The 18,286-nt window shown below is 35.0% G+C and carries 14 protein-coding genes, 5 pseudogenes and 1 other annotated feature; of the genes and pseudogenes, 18 read left to right on the top strand and 1 reads right to left on the bottom strand.

Going from position 1 to position 18,286, the window contains the following annotated elements; all coding sequences use genetic code 11:
* Positions 1 to 361: 361 nt before the first annotated feature.
* From PQ474_RS09000 to PQ474_RS08945, 13 genes and pseudogenes are all read left to right on the top strand, one after another.
* A complete protein-coding gene (locus PQ474_RS09000; protein ID WP_273842120.1) occupies positions 362 to 1,138 on the top strand; it encodes a class I SAM-dependent methyltransferase in 777 nt (258 codons plus the stop codon).
* Positions 1,139 to 1,187: 49 nt separating this feature from the next.
* A pseudogene (locus PQ474_RS08995) lies at positions 1,188 to 1,448 on the top strand (HAD family hydrolase); the annotation flags it as partial.
* 138 nt (positions 1,449 to 1,586) lie between these two features.
* The gene (locus PQ474_RS08990) at positions 1,587 to 2,060 is read left to right on the top strand and encodes a GNAT family N-acetyltransferase (protein ID WP_273842118.1); all 474 of its coding nucleotides are present in this window, start codon (positions 1,587 to 1,589) and stop codon (positions 2,058 to 2,060) included.
* 203 nt (positions 2,061 to 2,263) lie between these two features.
* Positions 2,264 to 2,773, top strand: coding sequence for a GNAT family N-acetyltransferase (locus PQ474_RS08985; RefSeq protein WP_390186263.1), 510 nt, complete (start codon positions 2,264 to 2,266; stop codon positions 2,771 to 2,773).
* 173 nt (positions 2,774 to 2,946) lie between these two features.
* On the top strand, positions 2,947 to 3,135 hold the full coding sequence (locus PQ474_RS26585) for a YxiG family protein (RefSeq protein WP_420537703.1): 189 nt from the start codon (positions 2,947 to 2,949) through the stop codon (positions 3,133 to 3,135).
* 368 nt (positions 3,136 to 3,503) lie between these two features.
* Positions 3,504 to 4,111 (top strand): annotated as a pseudogene (locus tag PQ474_RS08980) (uridine kinase family protein).
* A 140-nt stretch (positions 4,112 to 4,251) separates the two neighbouring features.
* Positions 4,252 to 4,964, top strand: a pseudogene (locus PQ474_RS08975) (HAD family hydrolase).
* Positions 4,965 to 5,035: 71 nt separating this feature from the next.
* A pseudogene (locus PQ474_RS08970) lies at positions 5,036 to 5,527 on the top strand (GNAT family N-acetyltransferase); the annotation flags it as partial.
* Positions 5,528 to 5,827: 300 nt separating this feature from the next.
* Positions 5,828 to 6,436, top strand: coding sequence for a transglutaminase-like domain-containing protein (locus PQ474_RS08965; RefSeq protein WP_273842111.1), 609 nt, complete (start codon positions 5,828 to 5,830; stop codon positions 6,434 to 6,436).
* 167 nt (positions 6,437 to 6,603) lie between these two features.
* Positions 6,604 to 6,819: a binding site (T-box leader), on the top strand.
* A gap of 47 nt (positions 6,820 to 6,866) precedes the next feature.
* Positions 6,867 to 7,352 carry a GNAT family N-acetyltransferase gene (locus PQ474_RS08960; protein WP_273842109.1) on the top strand — a complete coding sequence of 162 codons (486 nt, stop codon included), beginning with the start codon at positions 6,867 to 6,869 and terminating at the stop codon, positions 7,350 to 7,352.
* 360 nt (positions 7,353 to 7,712) lie between these two features.
* The gene (locus PQ474_RS08955; RefSeq protein ID WP_273842104.1) at positions 7,713 to 8,165 is read left to right on the top strand and encodes a MarR family winged helix-turn-helix transcriptional regulator; all 453 of its coding nucleotides are present in this window, start codon (positions 7,713 to 7,715) and stop codon (positions 8,163 to 8,165) included.
* A 25-nt stretch (positions 8,166 to 8,190) separates the two neighbouring features.
* Entirely contained in the window at positions 8,191 to 8,709 is a 519-nt protein-coding gene (gene paiA, locus PQ474_RS08950) for a spermidine/spermine N(1)-acetyltransferase (RefSeq protein ID WP_273842102.1), read from the top strand.
* A 23-nt stretch (positions 8,710 to 8,732) separates the two neighbouring features.
* A complete protein-coding gene (locus tag PQ474_RS08945) occupies positions 8,733 to 9,344 on the top strand; it encodes an FMN-binding negative transcriptional regulator (RefSeq protein WP_273842100.1) in 612 nt (203 codons plus the stop codon).
* Between the two features lie 101 nt (positions 9,345 to 9,445).
* Here PQ474_RS08945 and PQ474_RS08940 read toward each other — a convergent pair.
* Positions 9,446 to 9,920: pseudogene (locus PQ474_RS08940) on the bottom strand (LysR substrate-binding domain-containing protein); the annotation flags it as partial.
* Positions 9,921 to 9,938: 18 nt separating this feature from the next.
* Between PQ474_RS08940 and PQ474_RS08935 the strand changes: the two are divergent.
* The 5 genes from PQ474_RS08935 (at position 9,939) to PQ474_RS08915 (ending at position 17,512) form a co-directional block, all read left to right on the top strand.
* The gene (locus PQ474_RS08935; protein ID WP_273842097.1) at positions 9,939 to 10,199 is read left to right on the top strand and encodes a hypothetical protein; all 261 of its coding nucleotides are present in this window, start codon (positions 9,939 to 9,941) and stop codon (positions 10,197 to 10,199) included.
* A 959-nt stretch (positions 10,200 to 11,158) separates the two neighbouring features.
* Entirely contained in the window at positions 11,159 to 11,923 is a 765-nt protein-coding gene (locus PQ474_RS08930) for an alpha/beta fold hydrolase (protein WP_273842096.1), read from the top strand.
* Positions 11,924 to 12,215: 292 nt separating this feature from the next.
* Positions 12,216 to 14,750 carry an EAL domain-containing protein gene (locus tag PQ474_RS08925; RefSeq protein ID WP_273842093.1) on the top strand — a complete coding sequence of 845 codons (2,535 nt, stop codon included), beginning with the start codon at positions 12,216 to 12,218 and terminating at the stop codon, positions 14,748 to 14,750.
* 490 nt (positions 14,751 to 15,240) lie between these two features.
* Positions 15,241 to 15,525 carry a hypothetical protein gene (locus tag PQ474_RS08920; protein ID WP_273842091.1) on the top strand — a complete coding sequence of 95 codons (285 nt, stop codon included), beginning with the start codon at positions 15,241 to 15,243 and terminating at the stop codon, positions 15,523 to 15,525.
* Positions 15,526 to 15,949: 424 nt separating this feature from the next.
* A complete protein-coding gene (locus tag PQ474_RS08915; protein ID WP_273842155.1) occupies positions 15,950 to 17,512 on the top strand; it encodes a flotillin family protein in 1,563 nt (520 codons plus the stop codon).
* The last annotated feature ends 774 nt before the right edge of the window (positions 17,513 to 18,286 follow it).

Below are 18,286 nucleotides of genomic sequence, written 5' to 3'. Positions count from 1 at the left end.
ACTAAGTATGCATGTACATCATCAAACTGTACATTCTTATGTAATCATCTTTGTACATTATTAAATTAGCATTTATAAATAAAATAGAGATTGTGAAAAAATGTACTTAAAGGAATGACGCAGATAGTACAAGTTGGATGGAAAAATAAGAGTGTTGGAGCTTTCGAAGATGAGTTGCTTGAAGAAACTTTATATACCAGATATTTTTCCTATCTCGACAAAAATTACTCAGATTTTATAATGTGTCCAAAAATAGATAAAATTGAAACGGTGCAGTTTAGCACAAGAAGGGGTAATTTCATAAAAAAGTATGGTAAAATTTTACTGTGCAGTGATTAACATTAGGAGATGAGGGATGTAAGTGGGAATTGATTTTCATAGTGAGAAAAATCGTATTACTTATACAACTCGAAAGGCTGACAACTCATGGGTTGAAGCAATAAAAAACATTGTACCTATTGAAAAAATTTTTAAGTCTGTAGATATTGGTTGTGGTGGAGGAATTTATTCAAAGGCTTTATCAGATATGGGGATAGAATCTGTAACTGGTATTGATTTTTCTAAAGCTATACTGGAAGGTGCAAGACAAAACTGTGAAGATTATAAAAATATTTCTTTTGAGCATGGGAATGCTTTTGAGACCCATTTAAATAGTGATAGTTATGATTTAATACTTGAAAGAGCATTGATTCACCATATCGATGATTTACGTCCTTGCTTTTTAGAGGCATTTAGATTGTTGAAAGAAGATGGGTTTTATATTGTACAAGACCGAACTCCTGAAGATTGTTTTCTAGAAGGAGATAAAAGTCACATTAGAGGGTATTTCTTCGAACTTTTTCCTCGGTTAGTTGAAAAGGAGACCAACCGCAGACATAAGAAACAATTTGTAGTGGAAACACTGCAAGAAGCAGGATTTAAGCATATCGAAGAAGTTAAGTTATGGGAAACAAGAGCCGTTTATGATAACAAAAAACAATTATTAAACGATTTAAGTGATAGAACTGGAAGAAGTATCTTACACGAATTAGACGACAAAGAATTGAAATTACTAATAAATCATATTGATAAGTCGTTATCAATAGATACTAATATAATTGAAAAAGATAGATGGACTATTTGGAAAGCGGTAAAATAAAAAGTTCTTAACTTGTGAAATAATACACTTAAAGTAACGGAGGCTTATAGATGTGATTTTGGTATCTGAATGGGAAAGTATAAAAAAACCTAATCCTCTAATATTTAAGCGAGCTTTGGAGCAACTAAATGTTCCACCTAATGTAAGTTTATTTGTTGGTGACCATCCAGACAATGATGTAAAAGCTGCTCAAAGCGTAGGGATGAAAGGGATATGGAAAAAGCATTTTTAATGGAACAATGTTGAAGCAGATTATATAGTAGATGATTTGGCGGAATTACCTTTAATTATTGAAAACATTAGTCGATAGATAATCAAGTCTTGTTAAACTAACGAAGGCGTTACCATAACAACGGTAATGTTTTTTCTTTAAGTAAATGACAGTAAAGTTGAAGAACAGTGTTGAGTTTCTAATGGTAAATTGCTTACACATAGAAAGGATGTTTTAGTGCAAATACGCAATGTGAAAAGTTCAGACTACAACATTATCTCACCTTTGATTAACGACTGGTGGGGCGGGAGGCAAATGTCAGAGATGTTGCCTAAATTATTTTTTGTTCATTTTAATCATACAAGCTTTATCGCTGAAAAAGACGGAGAAGTTGTTGGTTTTTTAATTGGTTTTTTGTCTCAATCTGATTCAGATGTTGCATACATACATTTTGTTGGTGTTAATCCTGAATACCGTAAAAACCAAATCGGAAAGCAACTTTATAATGAGTTTTTCAATGTTGTAAAAAGGAATAATAGAAATATTGTTCGTGCTGTTACTTCACCAGTTAATAAGGTTTCGATTGCTTATCATACAAAAATGGGATTTACTATTGAAACTGGTGATAAAGAAGTTGATGGAGTTTCTGTTTTTTCTAATTATGATGGAGTAAATCAAGATAGGGTGTTGTTTGTTAAGAAGGTTGATTAAAACTATATTCTTGTTGTGTTAACGGGTGATTGAACAAAGGAGGGGAAGCTGTCGGTAACGGCAGTTTCCTTTGGCTTATTGCTAACGGGCAGGATTGTTTAATAAGAACAGGTATTTTTAGGTATGTTGTCGAATTAGTTCACTAATCAAATACATAGATTTCTATTAAATTGAGGAAGATAATATATTTTATTGAGGTGATTATGTTGGTTAATAATGTAAAAATTGAACAAGTGGAAATTATTGAAGAACACGTTGATGAACTTTCAGAACTTCTGGTACAGGTAGTAGAAGATGACGCATCAATTGGCTTTTTACCACCACTGCAATTTTCGGATGCTAATAAATATTGGATGAATGTCTTAAATCCAGAAGTGCTTTTATTTGTCGCTAAAATAAACAATCAGATAGTTGGAAGCGTACAATTACAGCTATGTACTAAGCAGAATGGTGGTCATAGAGCTGAAATTGCAAAGCTAATGACACACCCTAACTATCGACGTAATGGTATTGGTCGTTCACTTATGAAGAAAGTTGAAGAACGAGCCAAGCAGGAGGGCAGGTCATTATTAGTTCTCGATACAAGAGAAGGAGACCCTTCTAATCTTCTTTATTCTTCAATTGGTTATATTCATGCTGGTAAAATCCCTTATTATGCTAAATCCGCAAATGGAGAACTACATTCTACCGTTTTTTATTATAAATCTTTTTAATTTAAGCATAGGTTATTTCTGATAGAAAGAAGGGCATATCAAATTAGTAATCCCTTATTGTCAGTTGGAAATAAATCTGTTAACAGGGCAGGGAACTATTCAAGCAATGCTGCTGAGACACATATCACACTTCAAGAATCATCTCCTGAAACAATTATTAAATTAATTGAAAAATTCAAAAAATAACAGGTGATATAGAATCTATAAGTTCCTCAACAAATTTCTACTTTCAAATCAATAATAAAGATTGCTTTTTTATTGAAGCAAACTCTTTTTCAATTACAGAAGTAAATTCTTTATCAACTAATGAGAGAGTATTTGAGAATTTAATTGTAGATGAAAAAACGATAAAAAATACATAAATTAATAGTGAGTTTAACCTTTCTATGTGCAATTGAAATAAAGTCGTACCGTTTAAAATAAAGTTATAGCGTTTATAAAAAAGTTGCACCGTTTTACCCCTTTAGATTATCTAAAGGGGTGTTTTTATAATGAAAAGGAAAAAAATCTCTAATTGAAAGGTCGATTAAAGAACTGTTGAGTGACAATAAATTGTTCCGTTAAAGGGCCATTTAATGGAGTAAGACTTTCCAATAATACTGGATATATATGTTATTATTGTTTGAGATTGTGAAGAATTGTACTTAAGCTAAAGGGTTTAGTTCAATAAGCAGGCTTTGATGAAATGTTTGAAGAACTAATATTTAACAAACTTATAAGTGGTGATATAGTGAGTTTCAAAACTAAAAATGGTAAATTAAATAATTTTGAACAATTGGTTAGTTCAATTAATTCAATTCCCAAAAAACAATCAACCTTGTTAATTGGAATAGATGGTTGTGGGGGGGCAGGGAAAGTACATTCGCAAATAAATTGAAGGATGAATGTTCTAATGTAACTGTGGTACATATGGATGATTTTTATTTCCCCTCCTCACATCTAATAAAAACACATCCAGAGAAAAAAACCATAGGTGCAGATTTTGATTGGAAACGTGTATTAAATCAAGTTCTTGAACCTATTAGTCAAAACAAAGAGGGGCGTTATCAGCGATATGATTGGGAAACGGATGATTTAGCAGAATGGCATACGGTTCCAATCGGAGGAATTGTCATAATAGAAGGTGTTTATTCCATTCGCAAAGAATTAGCAAATAAATACGATTTTACAATATGGGTTGAATGTCCACGAGAAACAAGGCTTTCACGAGGTCTTGAAAGAGACGGGGAAAAAGCTCGTGATATGTGGGAGAATAATTGGATGGTTTCAGAAGACATTTATGTAGAAGATCAAAAACCTTTTGAAAGAGCAGACCTCATTGTTAATGGAACTAAATAAATATTATTATATTCAGTTAAAAAGAAAACTTCCGTTACCGCTAACGGGTGGGAATATTTTAAGAGGTATTAGTTAACTTATATTCACATTTTTGCTTAATTTGAAAAGAAACAGTTATTTTTTAAAGGGAGAGAAAAATAATGTCTCAATCATTAATTTTTGATATGATGGAACACTTTTTCAAACAGATAAAATCTTAGAAATATCTCTTGAAGATACTTTTAACTATTTACGGTCAGTAGATAAATGGGATTTTGTTACTCCTATTGATAAGTATCGTGAAATTATGGGTGTACCTTTACCAAAAGTATGGGAGACTTTGCTACCTAACCATTCCAATGAGGTAAGAGAACAAACCGATGCTTATTTCCTTGAAAGACTAATTGAAAATATAAGAAATGGGAAAGGTGCTTTATATCCTAACGTAAAAGAAGTCTTTAGTTATTTGAAAGAGAATAATTGTTCCATATACATAGCAAGCAATGGTTTAACGGAATATTTAAAAGCGATTGTCAGTTATTATGATTTGGATAATTGGGTTACGGAAACATTTAGTATCCAACAAATTGAATCTTTGAATAAATCGGACTTAGTTCAGAGTATTATAAAAAAATTTGGTATCACTAATGGAGCGGTAGTTGGAGATCGACTATCAGATATAAATGCAGCCAAAGAGAATGGTTTGGTTTCAATAGGCTGTAACTTTGACTTTGCACAAGAAGGTGAACTTTCTCAGGCTGATATGGTAATTAACCATTTAGTAGAGCTACAAACAATATTACCTAGATTAAGAGGTAGCTTGTTGAACAAACGAGGCAGTTATATTGAAGAAGGATTTCCTTTTTTTGTATAAGTATTAAATTAGTTTTTAGTTAAGAGCTGGATTTGGTTATAAAAACAATATAGAGTTGGTGAATAGAAGAAATGAACCCATTGATGATTGAATTTCCTACTGAGTTTTATTCTGAGAGATTGCTAATACGAATGCCAAAACCTGGAGATGGAAAAGTAGTATTTGATGCAATCCAAGCGTCAATTAACGAACTTAAACCTTGGATGCCCTTTGCACAGAATCTACAATCTGAACAAGAAACTGAAATTAATATTAGAAATTCTTATGTGAAATTTATCAATCGTGAGGATTTAAGACTGCATATTTTTCTTAAGGATACAGGTGAGTTTATTGCTTCCTCTGGGTTACATCGTATTAATTGGGATGTTCCAAAGTTTGAGATAGGGTATTGGATTGACACTCGATACAGTGGGAAAGGATACATAACCGAAGCTGTACAAGAAATCTCTAATTTTGCATTTTCTGAGTTGAAAGCCCGTAGAATAGAAATACGATGCGATTCAAAAAATGAAAAAAGTCGTAAAATTCCTGAAAGGCTAGGATTCAATTTAGAAGGTATTTTTTAAAATGATTCCATTTCAGCTGATGGAAAAGGACTTAGAGATACCTGCATATATGCTAGGATAAAGTAAAATTGTTAAAACGGTCACACTTGGTAAATTAGTTGTTTCTTAGATTGTGAAAAATTGTCCTTAAAGTAACGGATGCTTGAACGGAATAGCTGGAGTTGTCGTTGCGGCAGCTCTTTTTGTGCTAAACGAGGGAGAATCGTTGAACAGTTCATCTATTAATACATCTTATTCGTTATATAATAATACCTTTGTATAAATATTTATACATTAAGGTGAAAGGGAGTGGAGTTAATGGAGATGATTTATGAGTCTGATAAACTAGAGGATTATTTACATGAATTAAATGAAGTTAATTATTCTAATCCTACAATTAGAGCGAAAATAGAGGAACTTTTTAACTCCTCCCAAACAGAAATTGAAAAAGCTAAGGTAGCTTTTGAATTTGTTCGTGATGAAATTTCTCATTCTTGGGATATTCAAGGGAAACGAGTTACTTGCAAAGCATCAGACGTATTAGCCTATAAAGAGGGAATTTGCTATGCAAAATCCCACCTATTAGCATCTTTGTTACGGTCACAAGGAATACCAACAGGTTTCTGTTATCAACGATTGATGTTGTTTGATACGCCAGAAAAAGGATATTGTATTCACGCTTTGAATGCTGTTTTCTTTAATTCACTTAAGAAATGGGTAAGGTTAGATGCTCGTGGAAACAAAACGGGAATTGATGCCCGATTTTCAATAGATGAGGAAAAGTTAGCTTTTCCCACTAATGAAGAATTTGGTGAAAAAGACTATCCAGTTATCTATGTAAATCCACATCCCAAGACGGTATCTGTGTTAGAGGAACATACTGATGCATTGGAAATGTATAAACATCATTTACCTGAGAGTTTATAGTTATTGAATTAAACGGGGACAATCCTTTAACAAGCAGGGATTGCCTCTTTTCTTATTGAAGCAACCTGCCCTTATATACAGTACCCTTTAGTGGGAGAAGAATTTTCTTGATTATATGGAAAGTAATTGAAATGTTATTAAAATTAGACTAAAATATTGAAAAACAAAAAAAATCGATGATAAAGAGAGTAGTTATGTTGATTTATTTAGCGAATCAGGGATGGTGTAAGCCTGTGAAATCAACTTAATGAACCGCACTTCTGAGAAATGCACTTGAATCTGATAATAGAGTGCATCGGGGACACCTCGTTAACAAAAATGAGTGGACCGTATTTAGGTCAAACTGAGTGGTATCGCGGGTAAATAATAATCTCGTCTCTTTTATAGAGACGGGATTTTTTGTTTTTTATAAGAAATGGGAGGGAAAGTTATGTTAAATGAAACAGTAATTAGAAAGGCAACTTTAGAAGACATTTCCGATGTACAAAAAATAGCGAAAGAAACATGGAATCATACTTATGAGGGGCTCATACCAAGAGAAATTCAAGATAAGTTTATCGAGAGTGCTTATTCAGATGAAAGCATGAAACGGAGAGTTCATCATTCACTGCTTTTAGTTGCAACAGCTAACAATACGGTGATAGGTTTTGCAAACTTTTTTTCAAGAGAATCAGAAGCTATATTAGGTGCTATTTATATTTATCCCAAAGAACAAGGGAAAGGAATTGGAAGTGAACTTCTAGTTGCAGGCATTAAAGAACTTCAAAGTGTATCAAAAATTTATGTAGAAGTAGAAAATGGAAATGAAACTGGTGAGGCTTTTTATCAGGCAAAAGGCTTTAGTTTGTTAGAAGAATACGATGATGACTTTTTTGGACATATCCTTAAAACAAAACGTATGGTTTTAGAAATTTAAAATCTCATTCTTCAGCTAACGGGAGCGATTACTCAATAAGTCAGTCGCTCTTTTACTAGCTGGCAGTTAAGTGCAACATGACTATTCGTTCTATTTTTTATGGAACATATTTAATAATGGGGGAGTAACAATGGATATATGGTCAAATAATGGTTTTTCTATAACAGGGGTTTAAAGGATATATCTAACTGATTATTTTCTCCGTATGTTAAAATTCAGAAAAATATAACAGTGAGTGATAAGGTGCCAGGCACCCCTCTCTCAATATTTTTTGTTGCAAACACAACAAAGTTAGGGTAAAGTCAATGTATGTAATTTTTATTGTATATGCAACAAAAAATATGTACTAAGGAGTTAATTATGAAGGAAATTCTTCGTGAAATTGGAATGATAGCAAGAGCCTTAGATTCTATAAGTAATATAGAATTTAAAGAGTATGACCTTACAAAAGGGCAGTATTTGTACCTTGTGCGAATATGCGAAAACCCAGGAATCATTCAAGAAAAGGTAGCAGAGATGATTAAAGTAGATCGAACAACAGCAGCTCGTGCGATAAAAAAACTTGAAATTAATGGCTTTATTGTAAAGAAAGAAGATAAACATAACAAGAAAATTAAAAAACTCTTTCCAACAGAGAAAGGGAAAACGGTTTATCCTTTTATCAAAAGAGAAAATGATCATTCGAATAGTGTCGCATTAGCGGGATTTTCCGAAAGAGAAACAGAAAGCCTTTTCAACCTTCTTCAACGAGTAAGGAAAAATATAGAAAAAGACTGGGAACTTGTAAAAAAGGGTAACAAGAGAAATTATTGATGATATAAAGGAGCGAGATATTAACATGACTGTAAAAGTAAAAAAGGGCAACCTTGAAGATTTACAAATACTCCAAGAAATAAGCATCGAAACATTCAACGATACCTTTAAAGATCAAAATTCACCTGAAAATATGAAAGCCTATATAGAAAGAGCATTTAACTTAAAACAGTTGGAAAAGGAATTGTCTAAAATCTCATCGGAATTCTTTTTTGTTTATGTTGATAATGAAGTTGCTGGATATTTAAAGGTCAATACGAATGATGCTCAGTCTGAAGAAATGGGTGAGGAAGCACTTGAAATCGAGAGGATTTATATAAAGAGCAACTTTCAAAAACATGGGCTTGGTAAATATCTGCTAAATAAAGCAATGGAAATGGCAATGGAACGTAATAAAAAGAAAATCTGGCTAGGCGTATGGGAAAAAAATGAAAATGCCATTGCTTTTTATAAGAAAATGGGGTTTGTCCAAACTGCAGCTCACTCTTTTTATATGGGTGACGAAGAACAAACGGACTTTATCATGACTAAAACACTCACATAACTTTTTTTGAGAGGTGGATTATTATGTATATTCCTTCACATTTTAAAATCACAGATGAAGCAATGAATTACGACATTATGAAAGAACATAGTTTTGCGACTCTTTTTTCTGGGCACAATGGAATACCATTTGCAACTCATTTACCGCTCATTTTGAACAAGGAGAATACATATTTATATGGACACTTTGCTCGTCCTAATCCGCAGTGGAAAGATATCAAAAATCAAACCGTTTTAGCTGTTTTCCATGGTCCTCATTGTTATATCTCCCCTTCTTGGTATGAGACCAAGAAAGCAGTACCAACATGGAATTACGTGACAGTTCATGTTTATGGAGAAGTCGAGTTTTTAGAGGACGAAAATGAATTAATGGGTTCCTTACAAGAAATGGTGTTAAAATATGAAAATCCTGACAGTTCATACAGATTGCAGGACATAGACGCTGAGTTTCTCACTGGTATGAACAAAGGAGTTCAAGGTTTCAAAATAAAAATCAATAAGATTGAAGGAAAAGCTAAGTTAAGTCAAAACCATTCATTACAGCGACAAGAGCTAGTTATTAATCAACTAGAACAAATTTCACATACAAATGAGCAACAGATTTCCTCATTAATGAAGACGAATCTAAAAAAGTAATAGATTAATGTTAGTGCACTAAGGGGGGGCAATCCTTTAACAAGAAGGGATTGCCTTTTTTCTATTGAAGTAAAGAAGTAGGATAGTCAATTAAGACACTCTTAATCAGTTTCACTAATCGATTTTAAAAAAAGATCACAAAAAGACTCTACTGCTGGTGACAACCATTTTTTCTTTTTTATTAGCATATGGGAATAAATTGGATCAAACTTTTCAGTATGACCTAGAATTTTCATCTTGCCACAATCTACTTCTTCTTTCACTGTAATATAAGGCAAAAACAGAAAACCTTAGTCCACTCATTACAGTCTGTTTTATTGCTTCTATACTCCATAACTCCATTGTTTGAAAGTTGTGAATGTCATGCTTTAATAGATATCTTTCAAACATTGTCCGATAACTACAGCCTTCCTCATTGGTTATAAAAAAATGATTAGTGCTATTGTTTTTATATTCATCAAAATGATCGGGACCGTCAGTACTACTGACTAGGACGATCTTTTCCTCAGTTAAAGAATAATGAATGCATTTTTCTAGGTTGATTTCTGGATAGACCATTAAAGCAATATCTACCCGAAAAAGTACGGAGTGTGGATGATTGCTGTAGGAAGACTAATGGGAATGGGGTATATTTCTTACATCGCTGGATTCAGTAAGATTCGACCAGTTTCTTTTGGCTTTTTTACATTTTTAGGTTTTTTTCCTTCATCTTTTATGATGTTTTTTCTGGGGTCTCTCGGTAACTTAGAAGAAATAGCAAAGAGGCTTCAAAATGCTCAGTGGCTTCTATACAGTATCATCGGATTGACCCTTGCAGGATATCTCACCTATCGCAAGTTCAGACGAAAAGAGTAATCCATCTTCCCTGATTAATCATCAGAAAGAAACCTCCAAAAGGAATCTTTTGCTTGTCTTTCTTTTCTCTTATTTATAAATAAAGTCCATGGCGTTTTCTTTGGAAATGGGAGAAGTAAAAACCAAACATGGAAGAAAAAAGCGTGTACAACATCCAAGGGCATTCTTATTTACTAGTTTATTAATGATCGATTTAAGTACAGGTTTAAGGTGGAAAAAGAGGGGTATTAACTAGATAAGTGATAAGAACAAGGTCGCGAAATGGCAGAAAGGGGGACCATTAAATGATTCGCACCATCTTAATGATAATAGGAGCAATTGTAGTTATAGGGGCTATTGTTAGTCTTCTTTGATAAAATTATCCTAGTTCTAGTTCTCGTTCTAGTTCTGATCCCTCCCCCCTGTACGTTAAAGCTTTAATGTACCGGGGCCAGGAATCTTCTCCTGAAAAAGTATGTATAGTTATGGGTTCCGATATGTGTCCCTTTTTATATTTAGACATACATCCAATTTCCTGTAACTTTAGTTGTTTCGATATCTACAGTTACTTGTCTCCTCATAAAGTCAGAAAAAGTAATTTCTTCTGCTTCAACCGCTGCAATGACACTACATCTTCAATAGTTTTGATATCGGTGCCAGGCACTACTTTTAAAGCCTAAGATGCTCCTGCAAAATTTGTCGATTATTGCTGTTTCTTTTCATCATTGCATGATAATATACATAGTAACTATGTCCATCCTCTTTTCCTCAAAATTCTTTTATTCTTGTATCTATTGACCTAACGATGTTCCAAAAATTTCTTTTTACTTGTTTCGATCACAAGTCATATAATAATAGGTGACTAGTAGTAGAATGATAGTCTGAAAATAGGCAATAATTAAATAAGTTATTTATGATAGAGAGTAGCGCATTATATAGTAGATGAAAGCTGTTATTCAATAACGAATAAGAGGGATCTTATGGTAAAAGAAACGATTATTTTTTTGCATGGAATTGTAGGAAATAAGAATGCGTTTAAAAAGGAAATAGAAAAGTTGAAAGCTGACTATGATTGTATAGCGTACGACTTTTACGATCCTGAAGATTTAGGAGTAGAAGGTTTTCTTTCCTTAGATCTATTGGTTGAGCAGCTTTATAATAAATATAAGAAGGCTGGAATAGAACAAGCTCATCTATGTACACTTAGTTTCGGATGTATCGTAGCAATGGCCTTTGCTAAAAAATATCCTCATATGGTAATAAGTATGACGTATGTAGGGGGATATTGTTGTAAGGTTCCTTCACAATTTAATACGAACCTTAGGAAAGTATTGAAAGAAAAGCGTAAATGTGAGTATGACATGTGGTTAAAACGATATGCGAGCATGCTAAGTCCGAACACTGCATTCATTGCTGAAGACTCGGAATCCATTTTTTTCACGTATGCTCTTCTCGTACACCCTCATGTTTTGGATTATTCGATACGTTTACAACTTGAGTTTGATACAAAGGCGGCATTATCTCAAATGCAAATCCCTATCCTATGGGTAATGGGAGAATACGATGAATTGTATAAAAGCACACTTACTCATTTGAAGAAATATAACCCATATGTCGAATATAAAGAGATTAAACAGGCTGGACATGTAGCACATATTCACCAACCTCAACAATTCCTGTCTCTCTTTCAATCGTTTCTAACAAAACATAAATTAATAAATCGTGAAAGTCTTTCGGGGGTTTGAGGAAACGTTCTAAACTACCTAATCGTATTTTGATTTTGTCCGAGAGTGATTCTCTACAATGGCCAAGTGAAGGAAACGTTTGTACCTGGCCATTGTAGAGGTTTTTTTATTCATAAACAAAGACCATGTTAATAAGGTTTAAAAGTATTGTGATATACTATTATTGCTCTTAGAAACGTATGTGATCAATAAGGCCAATTTCTATTTCATCTCATATATTCTGTTTCATGATACATTCAAAGAAAGAGGAAATTCTATAAATCTAGCTTGTCATGTATAAGGAGGTATCACGGTGTCGATAAAAAAGAAACTACCTTTGATTTTCACCTCATTGGTCTTATGTATTTTAATTGCTAATAGTACGTTACACTACATGCGGTCTAAAGAGAAACTAATCGAATTTAATGAAAAAGAAATCGAATTAATTACCCAGGAAGTCTCTTATCAGGTGGAAAACTCAAAAAATGGAGCTCTCTATGTAGAAGATATTATAGCGCGAGAGTTAAGAACGGCTTCCATCGCGATACAAAACGCTTTGCCTCCCAAACATGAAGATGTGACAAATGAACAATTAAGCCAGTTGGCTGACGAGCTTATGATTTCTCATATTACATTATTGGCTGAAACAGAGGACGACATCATCGGGGTGAAATCCTCTGACCCACATGAGATTAATATGTCAACAAATGAATGGTTATTTTGGTACGATGCATTCAAGCAGCTTTTCAGTTTGTCTCCTGTTACAGTGAAAGAGGGGCTAGCTCTACCTAACTACTGGGCAGGTCCGGTTGAGGTGGCTGCTAGTAATCCTGACCATACTGATAAATGGGGTTATTACTATGATGGATCTACGAACTATATCATAAATCCCTATTTTCGTGACAACCAGGTCTTGGAGTATGAGAAGCTTTTTGGACCAGCTAATATCATGGAACGTTTTACAGACAAACTCGAGGGCGTCCTTGAACTGACCGTGTTTAATCCGAAAAGCTTTGGTCAAGAGACTGAAATGATGCATCAAAATGGAAACAGCTTTATTCGGATCGTCGATCAACCGATCTGGTATGGAACCTATGAATATGGGAACCAACCGTTAGATGCACAGTTGGTTGAAACCGCTGTGCAAACAGGAGAATCACAGAATTATTTGGAAGAGATCGATGGGAAAATGGTGACAAAAACATTCGTTCCTATTCATACAGACACGTCGGATCCCTATGTGATCGGTGTAACGTATGATTATAGCTTAATCCAGAAAGAGCTTGAGAAAGAATCATGGCAGCACATCATGCTATCAATCCCGTTTATATTAATTGTGTTATTAACCAGTTTTGTTTTCTCGAGTTCAATTACAAGGCCTATCGGTTATATTGTCGAAAAGGTAAATGAGATTGCTCAAGGGAATTTTGGTGGGAAACTTGATTTAAGACGTAAAGATGAACTCGGTCATCTTGCGCAAAACGTAAATGCTTTATCAACGTCTTTGCAGAACTATGTAACAGACTTAGAACAGAGCCAGGAAGTGATTCAATTCCAAGCGAATCATGACCCGCTTACAGAATTATTTAATAGAAGGTATTTTCAAGAACAACTGCATCAGAGAATGGATCATGCCAAGACAGTTGGAGAGACGGTTTCGGTATTATTTATCGATATCGACCGATTTAAAGACATTAATGACACTTTAGGACATGCCAAAGGTGATCAAATTATACAACTCACTTCTGAGCGAATTAAGAGCAGTCTAACAATGGGCAATCATGTTCTTGCGAGACAGGGGGGCGATGAATTTGTTATTTTATTGAGCGGACTTGAGGTAGAAGAAATAAAGGGGATCGCTCGTAACATTGTAACATCGATCAACCAACCTTATTTGCTGGATGGAAATGAAGTGGTTCTCAGTGTGAGTTGTGGCATAAGCTTATACCCTGACCATACGGAGAACATGGATACGCTTATGATCTACGCGGATGGAGCGATGTATGCCGCGAAGAAACAAGGTGGCAATCAAGCGATTGTCTATGATGAGGAAATTAACAAAGAGAAAAATAAGAAACTTCGTATGGAAGCACGTTTGAGAAAAGCGATTAAGAATCAAGAAATTGAAGTCTTCTACCAGCCGAAAATCGATGCTCGAGCTGATGTCATTACGGGAGTAGAAGCCTTGTTACGATGGACAGATGAGGAACTTGGATTTGTATCACCAGAGGTATTTGTCTCGGTTGCGGAGGAGACAGGGCTCATCCATCCTTTATGGGAAATTGCCATGAAGAAAGCTTGTACGCAAGTAAATAAATGGAATGAACAACGAGAAGAACCATTAAGTTTGGCTGTTAACTTTTCCGCGAAACAATTTCATGACCCTGCTTCCTTAGTCAAACAGGTGAAAGAGATTTTAGCCGAATGTCAATTTGCGCCGAACCATTTTGAAGTAGAAATTACAGAAAGCACCTTGCTTTTTAATTCAGAAGAAACGATAAAAGCGCTGAAAGATCTACGAGAGTACGGAATTTCCATTTCAATTGACGATTTTGGAACCGGATATTCTTCACTAAGTTACTTGAAAACATTACCGATCGACTGCTTGAAAATAGATAAATCCTTTATTCAAGACATTAAAGAAAACTATTGTAATTCCGAAATCCCATCTGCGATCATCAATCTCGCACGAAGCCTCAGGTTAGAAGTTATCGCTGAAGGGGTAGAGGAAGAATACCAAAAAGAGTTTTTGTTAAAGAATAATTGCTATCACATGCAGGGGTATTTATTTAGTAGACCGGTGCGTGGGGAAGAGCTTGAGGACTTTTTAGCTCGTATGGATGCTTAATTACTCAGGTTGTAGAGAAAGTGTGTGAAGGTAAGGAATGTAACTTATATTTGCTAGGCCATTTTTTAGGGGAAGCTCACACCTTAGTTCTGGTATTGTGGGAAAAATGATCAATAGCATACGAATTAGCAGACCAAATCATACATTGATTTGGTCTTTATTAATATATTAAAAGTTGGTAGTATTTTAATGGTTTCTTATTTGCTCCTATCATGTTATAGTGATAAGAAAATTTTTTATTTTCTAAAAGGGGAATTTTTAATTTATGAGACCAAAAGAAATGGTAAGAAGTGGGCCAATCCAATACACAGCAGCTGGTTGATGATCCTGTTGTCGGAAGACCTAGAGAAGTTATGTTATTCCGTGAAAAAAATGAACAATATGAATTTATTAAAAAATAATCAATTTATTTATGTAATCTATACACAAGTTACTTTCTATGGTAATTTTTTATTGTATGATACTCCTAATATAGAGAGGTGGATTATGAATGAAAATTCATAATTTAATTGAGTCAAAACAGTATTTTGTCGATGAAACAAAAGCGAATTACTATGTCGTCTATGAAAAATTCGAAAACATTGAGGCTTTGATTAAAGAGAATAGAGTCGAAGAAAGAAATCAGGGAACGGAAGAAATCATAGACATTTTTTATGGCTACGGTAAAGCAGATTTGTTACAGAGAGTTTGTAGTTATCGGCTAGATTTGAATAACCCATCCATTAATGACACACTAAATACTATAAAAGAACAGCATAAAGACATTTTTAAGTAAAGTGGGGTACACCTTCGTATCTTCCAATTTTATTCAGCGATCTTATCACGTTTTTTAGGAGAAGGGAACGCTTATAGCTTAGCAACTTATGGTATCAAGAAAGGCTTTTGGAGAAGATTAGAACAAAAAATTTAACTAGAACTAGGCTTTTGAGGAGTAACACTTCCAAAAGCCTTTTCCTTATGTGATCAACATTCTCCGTTGTTTGAATCATTCATGTTACTGATGGGGAGATGCTGAAGTAGAAATGATTGAACCTTCACATGACAAATGTAGGTTAAAAGATAGAGTAGCTTTCAAAAAAAATCATAAAACGACAATTTTTTCCTTAATATGAAACCATTTCTCCTACAAATCGTATATATTAGTAGAAGAGCAGTTCAATAGATTAGCTCAAATTTTAAACTTGGAGTGATGCTTGATGATGAGTACCATTTGGTTATTTCTTAGTAGTATTTTACTTTTCGTTCTGTTGATAGTTAGTGGGATTGTTTTTTTTATTTTCAAGAAGCGGTATAGAACGGCTAGTTCGAACCAAGCGTTGATCATAACAGGGCCTAAGCTTGGCAATCCGGAAGAAGATACGCGTATTTTCTTTGATGAAAATGGAAGAAGTTTAAAGATCATACGAGGGGGTGGTATCCGTTTGAAGATGTTCCAAACTTGTACCCCTGTTGATTTAAATTCATTTCAAATCAAATTAACAACGCCCAAAGTTTATACATCTCAAGGTGTTCCGGTTATTGCCGATGCTGTAACATCAGTGAAGATTGCGGATTCTTTAATTGGGATTGCTAATTATGCTGAACAGTTTTTAGGGAAGAAAGATAATGAAATTGAAGAAGAGGTTTCAAAGGTTCTTGGTACGAACCTTCGCGCGATCCTGTCAAAAATGACGGTCGAGGAAATTAATAATGATCGTGAATCTTTTAATCACCAAGTTCAAGATATTGCCCAGCAGGAATTAGATAATATGGGCTTTAAAATTACGTCGTTTGGCTTAGATGATCTCAGAGATGCCGATGAGGAAAATGGCTATTTAGAAAATTTAGGTCGGCCACGTATCGCTGAAATTCGTAAAAAGGCCGAAATGGCCGAGTCCGATGCTGAAAAAGAAACAAGAATGTATAAAGCACGCAATAATCAAGAAGCGCAAGATGAGGAAAACAAACGATTAAGTGCGATTGCGGAGTCGAGAAAGGAAAAAGATATAAAAGCAGCTCAAATTAAAGAAGAAACGGAACGAGCAAGGGCGAAATCAGAGCAATCGTATGAACTAGAAAAAGCAAGACTTGCTCAGCAAGTAAAAGAAGAAGAAATGAAGATTCAGTATATCGAGCGCCAAAGACAGGTCGAACTCGAGCTAGAGGAACAAAAGCGTCGTAAGGCTTTGGCTGATGCCAATGCGTATGATATTAAAGCGAACTCTGAAGCAGAGGCAGAAAAAGCACGTATTGACGGGGAAACTAAGGCCATGATTGAAAAACAAAAAGGTCTTGCAGAAGCTGACGTTATTCGTGAACGAGGCCGTGCTGAAGCCGAGGCGAAAGAGCTAATGGCCAAAGCAATGGAGAAATACGGAGAAGCTGCGATTCTTGAGATGTTTATTGACATGCTCCCTAAATATGCTCGTGAAGTGGCCCAGCCTCTTTCTCAAATTGAAGAGATGAGAGTGATTGATCTCGGTGGAGCAGACTCAAATGGCGGTGCCTCTAAAATAACAAGCAATGTCACCAAAACGATGATTGGCTTGCAAGAAAGCTTAAAAGAAAGTACGGGAATGGATTTAAAAGCCATGCTTGAAAGCTTTGTATCGCGAGGGCAAGCAGACCATTTTAAGACATTCACTTCACAAGTTGCAGCAGGCGAAGAAGGAGACCAGCAGGAGCAACCCAAACATCCGACTGAATTTGAGAATCAAGTAGCACCAAGTGATACAGAATTAGCAGAAGAGCACCCTAATGACGATGCTAGATTAAAGGATTAAGTACATGGTCCTATCTATTACTCTCTGTTCATACATATAGGTAAATAGAAGCTGACTAACGTCAAGGCAACCCCAATCCCCTCAGCTGTAAAAAGCTGAGGGGATTTCTTTACTTTATCACAGGCTTCATTAGGAACTGAATCGGTTTTCATGTTAGTAGAAACATAAATAGTATCTGGAAGCGTTAGGACCGTGAAACCTGAGCCGGAGAGAAATACAAGTACCTAAAGGAAGTATTAGAGACGTGAAACTTTGGCCGGAAAGAAATAGAAGTACCTAAGGGAAGCTTTAGAGACGTGAAACTTGAGCCGAAGAGAAATACAAGTACCTAAAGGAAGCATTAGAGACGTGAAACCTGTGCCGAAGAGAAATACAAGTAACTAAAGGAAGCTTTAGAGGCGTGAAACCTGAGCCGGAGAGAAATACAAGTACCTAAAGGAAGCATTAGGACCGTGAAACTTGAGCCGAAGAGAAATACAAGTCCCTAGAGGAAGCATTAGAGGCGTGAAACTCGCGCCGGAGAGAAATACAAGTCCCTAAAGGAAGCATTAGAGACGTGAAACTCGCGCCGGAGAGAAATACAAGTACCTAAAGGAGGCATTAGGACCGTGAAACTTGTGCCGGAGAGAAATACAAGTCCCTAAAGGTAGCATTAGAGACGTGAAACTCGCGCCGGAGAGAAATACAAGTCCCTAAAGGAAGCATTAGGACCGTGAAACTTGTGCCGGAGAGAAATACAAGTACCTAGAGGAAGCATTAGAGGCGTGAAACCTG

Origin of the sequence: Halalkalibacter alkalisediminis (assembly GCF_028610705.1) — a bacterium.
Taxonomy (GTDB): domain Bacteria; phylum Bacillota; class Bacilli; order Bacillales; family Bacillaceae_D; genus Halalkalibacter; species Halalkalibacter alkalisediminis.
The sequence above is the reverse complement of the archived record's forward strand: the minus strand, read 5'-3'. Positions and strand labels throughout refer to the sequence as shown.

Bases quoted from the DNA above. Each gene is read 5' to 3' on its own strand.
- paiA (WP_273842102.1), top strand. From the start codon at position 8,191: ATGACTGTAAAAGTAAAAAAGGGCAACCTTGAAGATTTACAAATACTC.
- PQ474_RS08955 (WP_273842104.1), top strand. From the start codon at position 7,713: ATGAAGGAAATTCTTCGTGAAATTGGAATGATAGCAAGAGCCTTAGAT.
- PQ474_RS08965 (WP_273842111.1), top strand. From the start codon at position 5,828: ATGGAGATGATTTATGAGTCTGATAAACTAGAGGATTATTTACATGAA.
- PQ474_RS08915 (WP_273842155.1), top strand. From the start codon at position 15,950: ATGAGTACCATTTGGTTATTTCTTAGTAGTATTTTACTTTTCGTTCTG.
- PQ474_RS08920 (WP_273842091.1), top strand. From the start codon at position 15,241: ATGAAAATTCATAATTTAATTGAGTCAAAACAGTATTTTGTCGATGAA.
- PQ474_RS08930 (WP_273842096.1), top strand. From the start codon at position 11,159: ATGGTAAAAGAAACGATTATTTTTTTGCATGGAATTGTAGGAAATAAG.
- PQ474_RS08985 (WP_390186263.1), top strand. From the start codon at position 2,264: ATGTTGGTTAATAATGTAAAAATTGAACAAGTGGAAATTATTGAAGAA.
- PQ474_RS08935 (WP_273842097.1), top strand. From the start codon at position 9,939: ATGATTGCTGTAGGAAGACTAATGGGAATGGGGTATATTTCTTACATC.
- PQ474_RS08945 (WP_273842100.1), top strand. From the start codon at position 8,733: ATGTATATTCCTTCACATTTTAAAATCACAGATGAAGCAATGAATTAC.
- PQ474_RS08960 (WP_273842109.1), top strand. From the start codon at position 6,867: ATGTTAAATGAAACAGTAATTAGAAAGGCAACTTTAGAAGACATTTCC.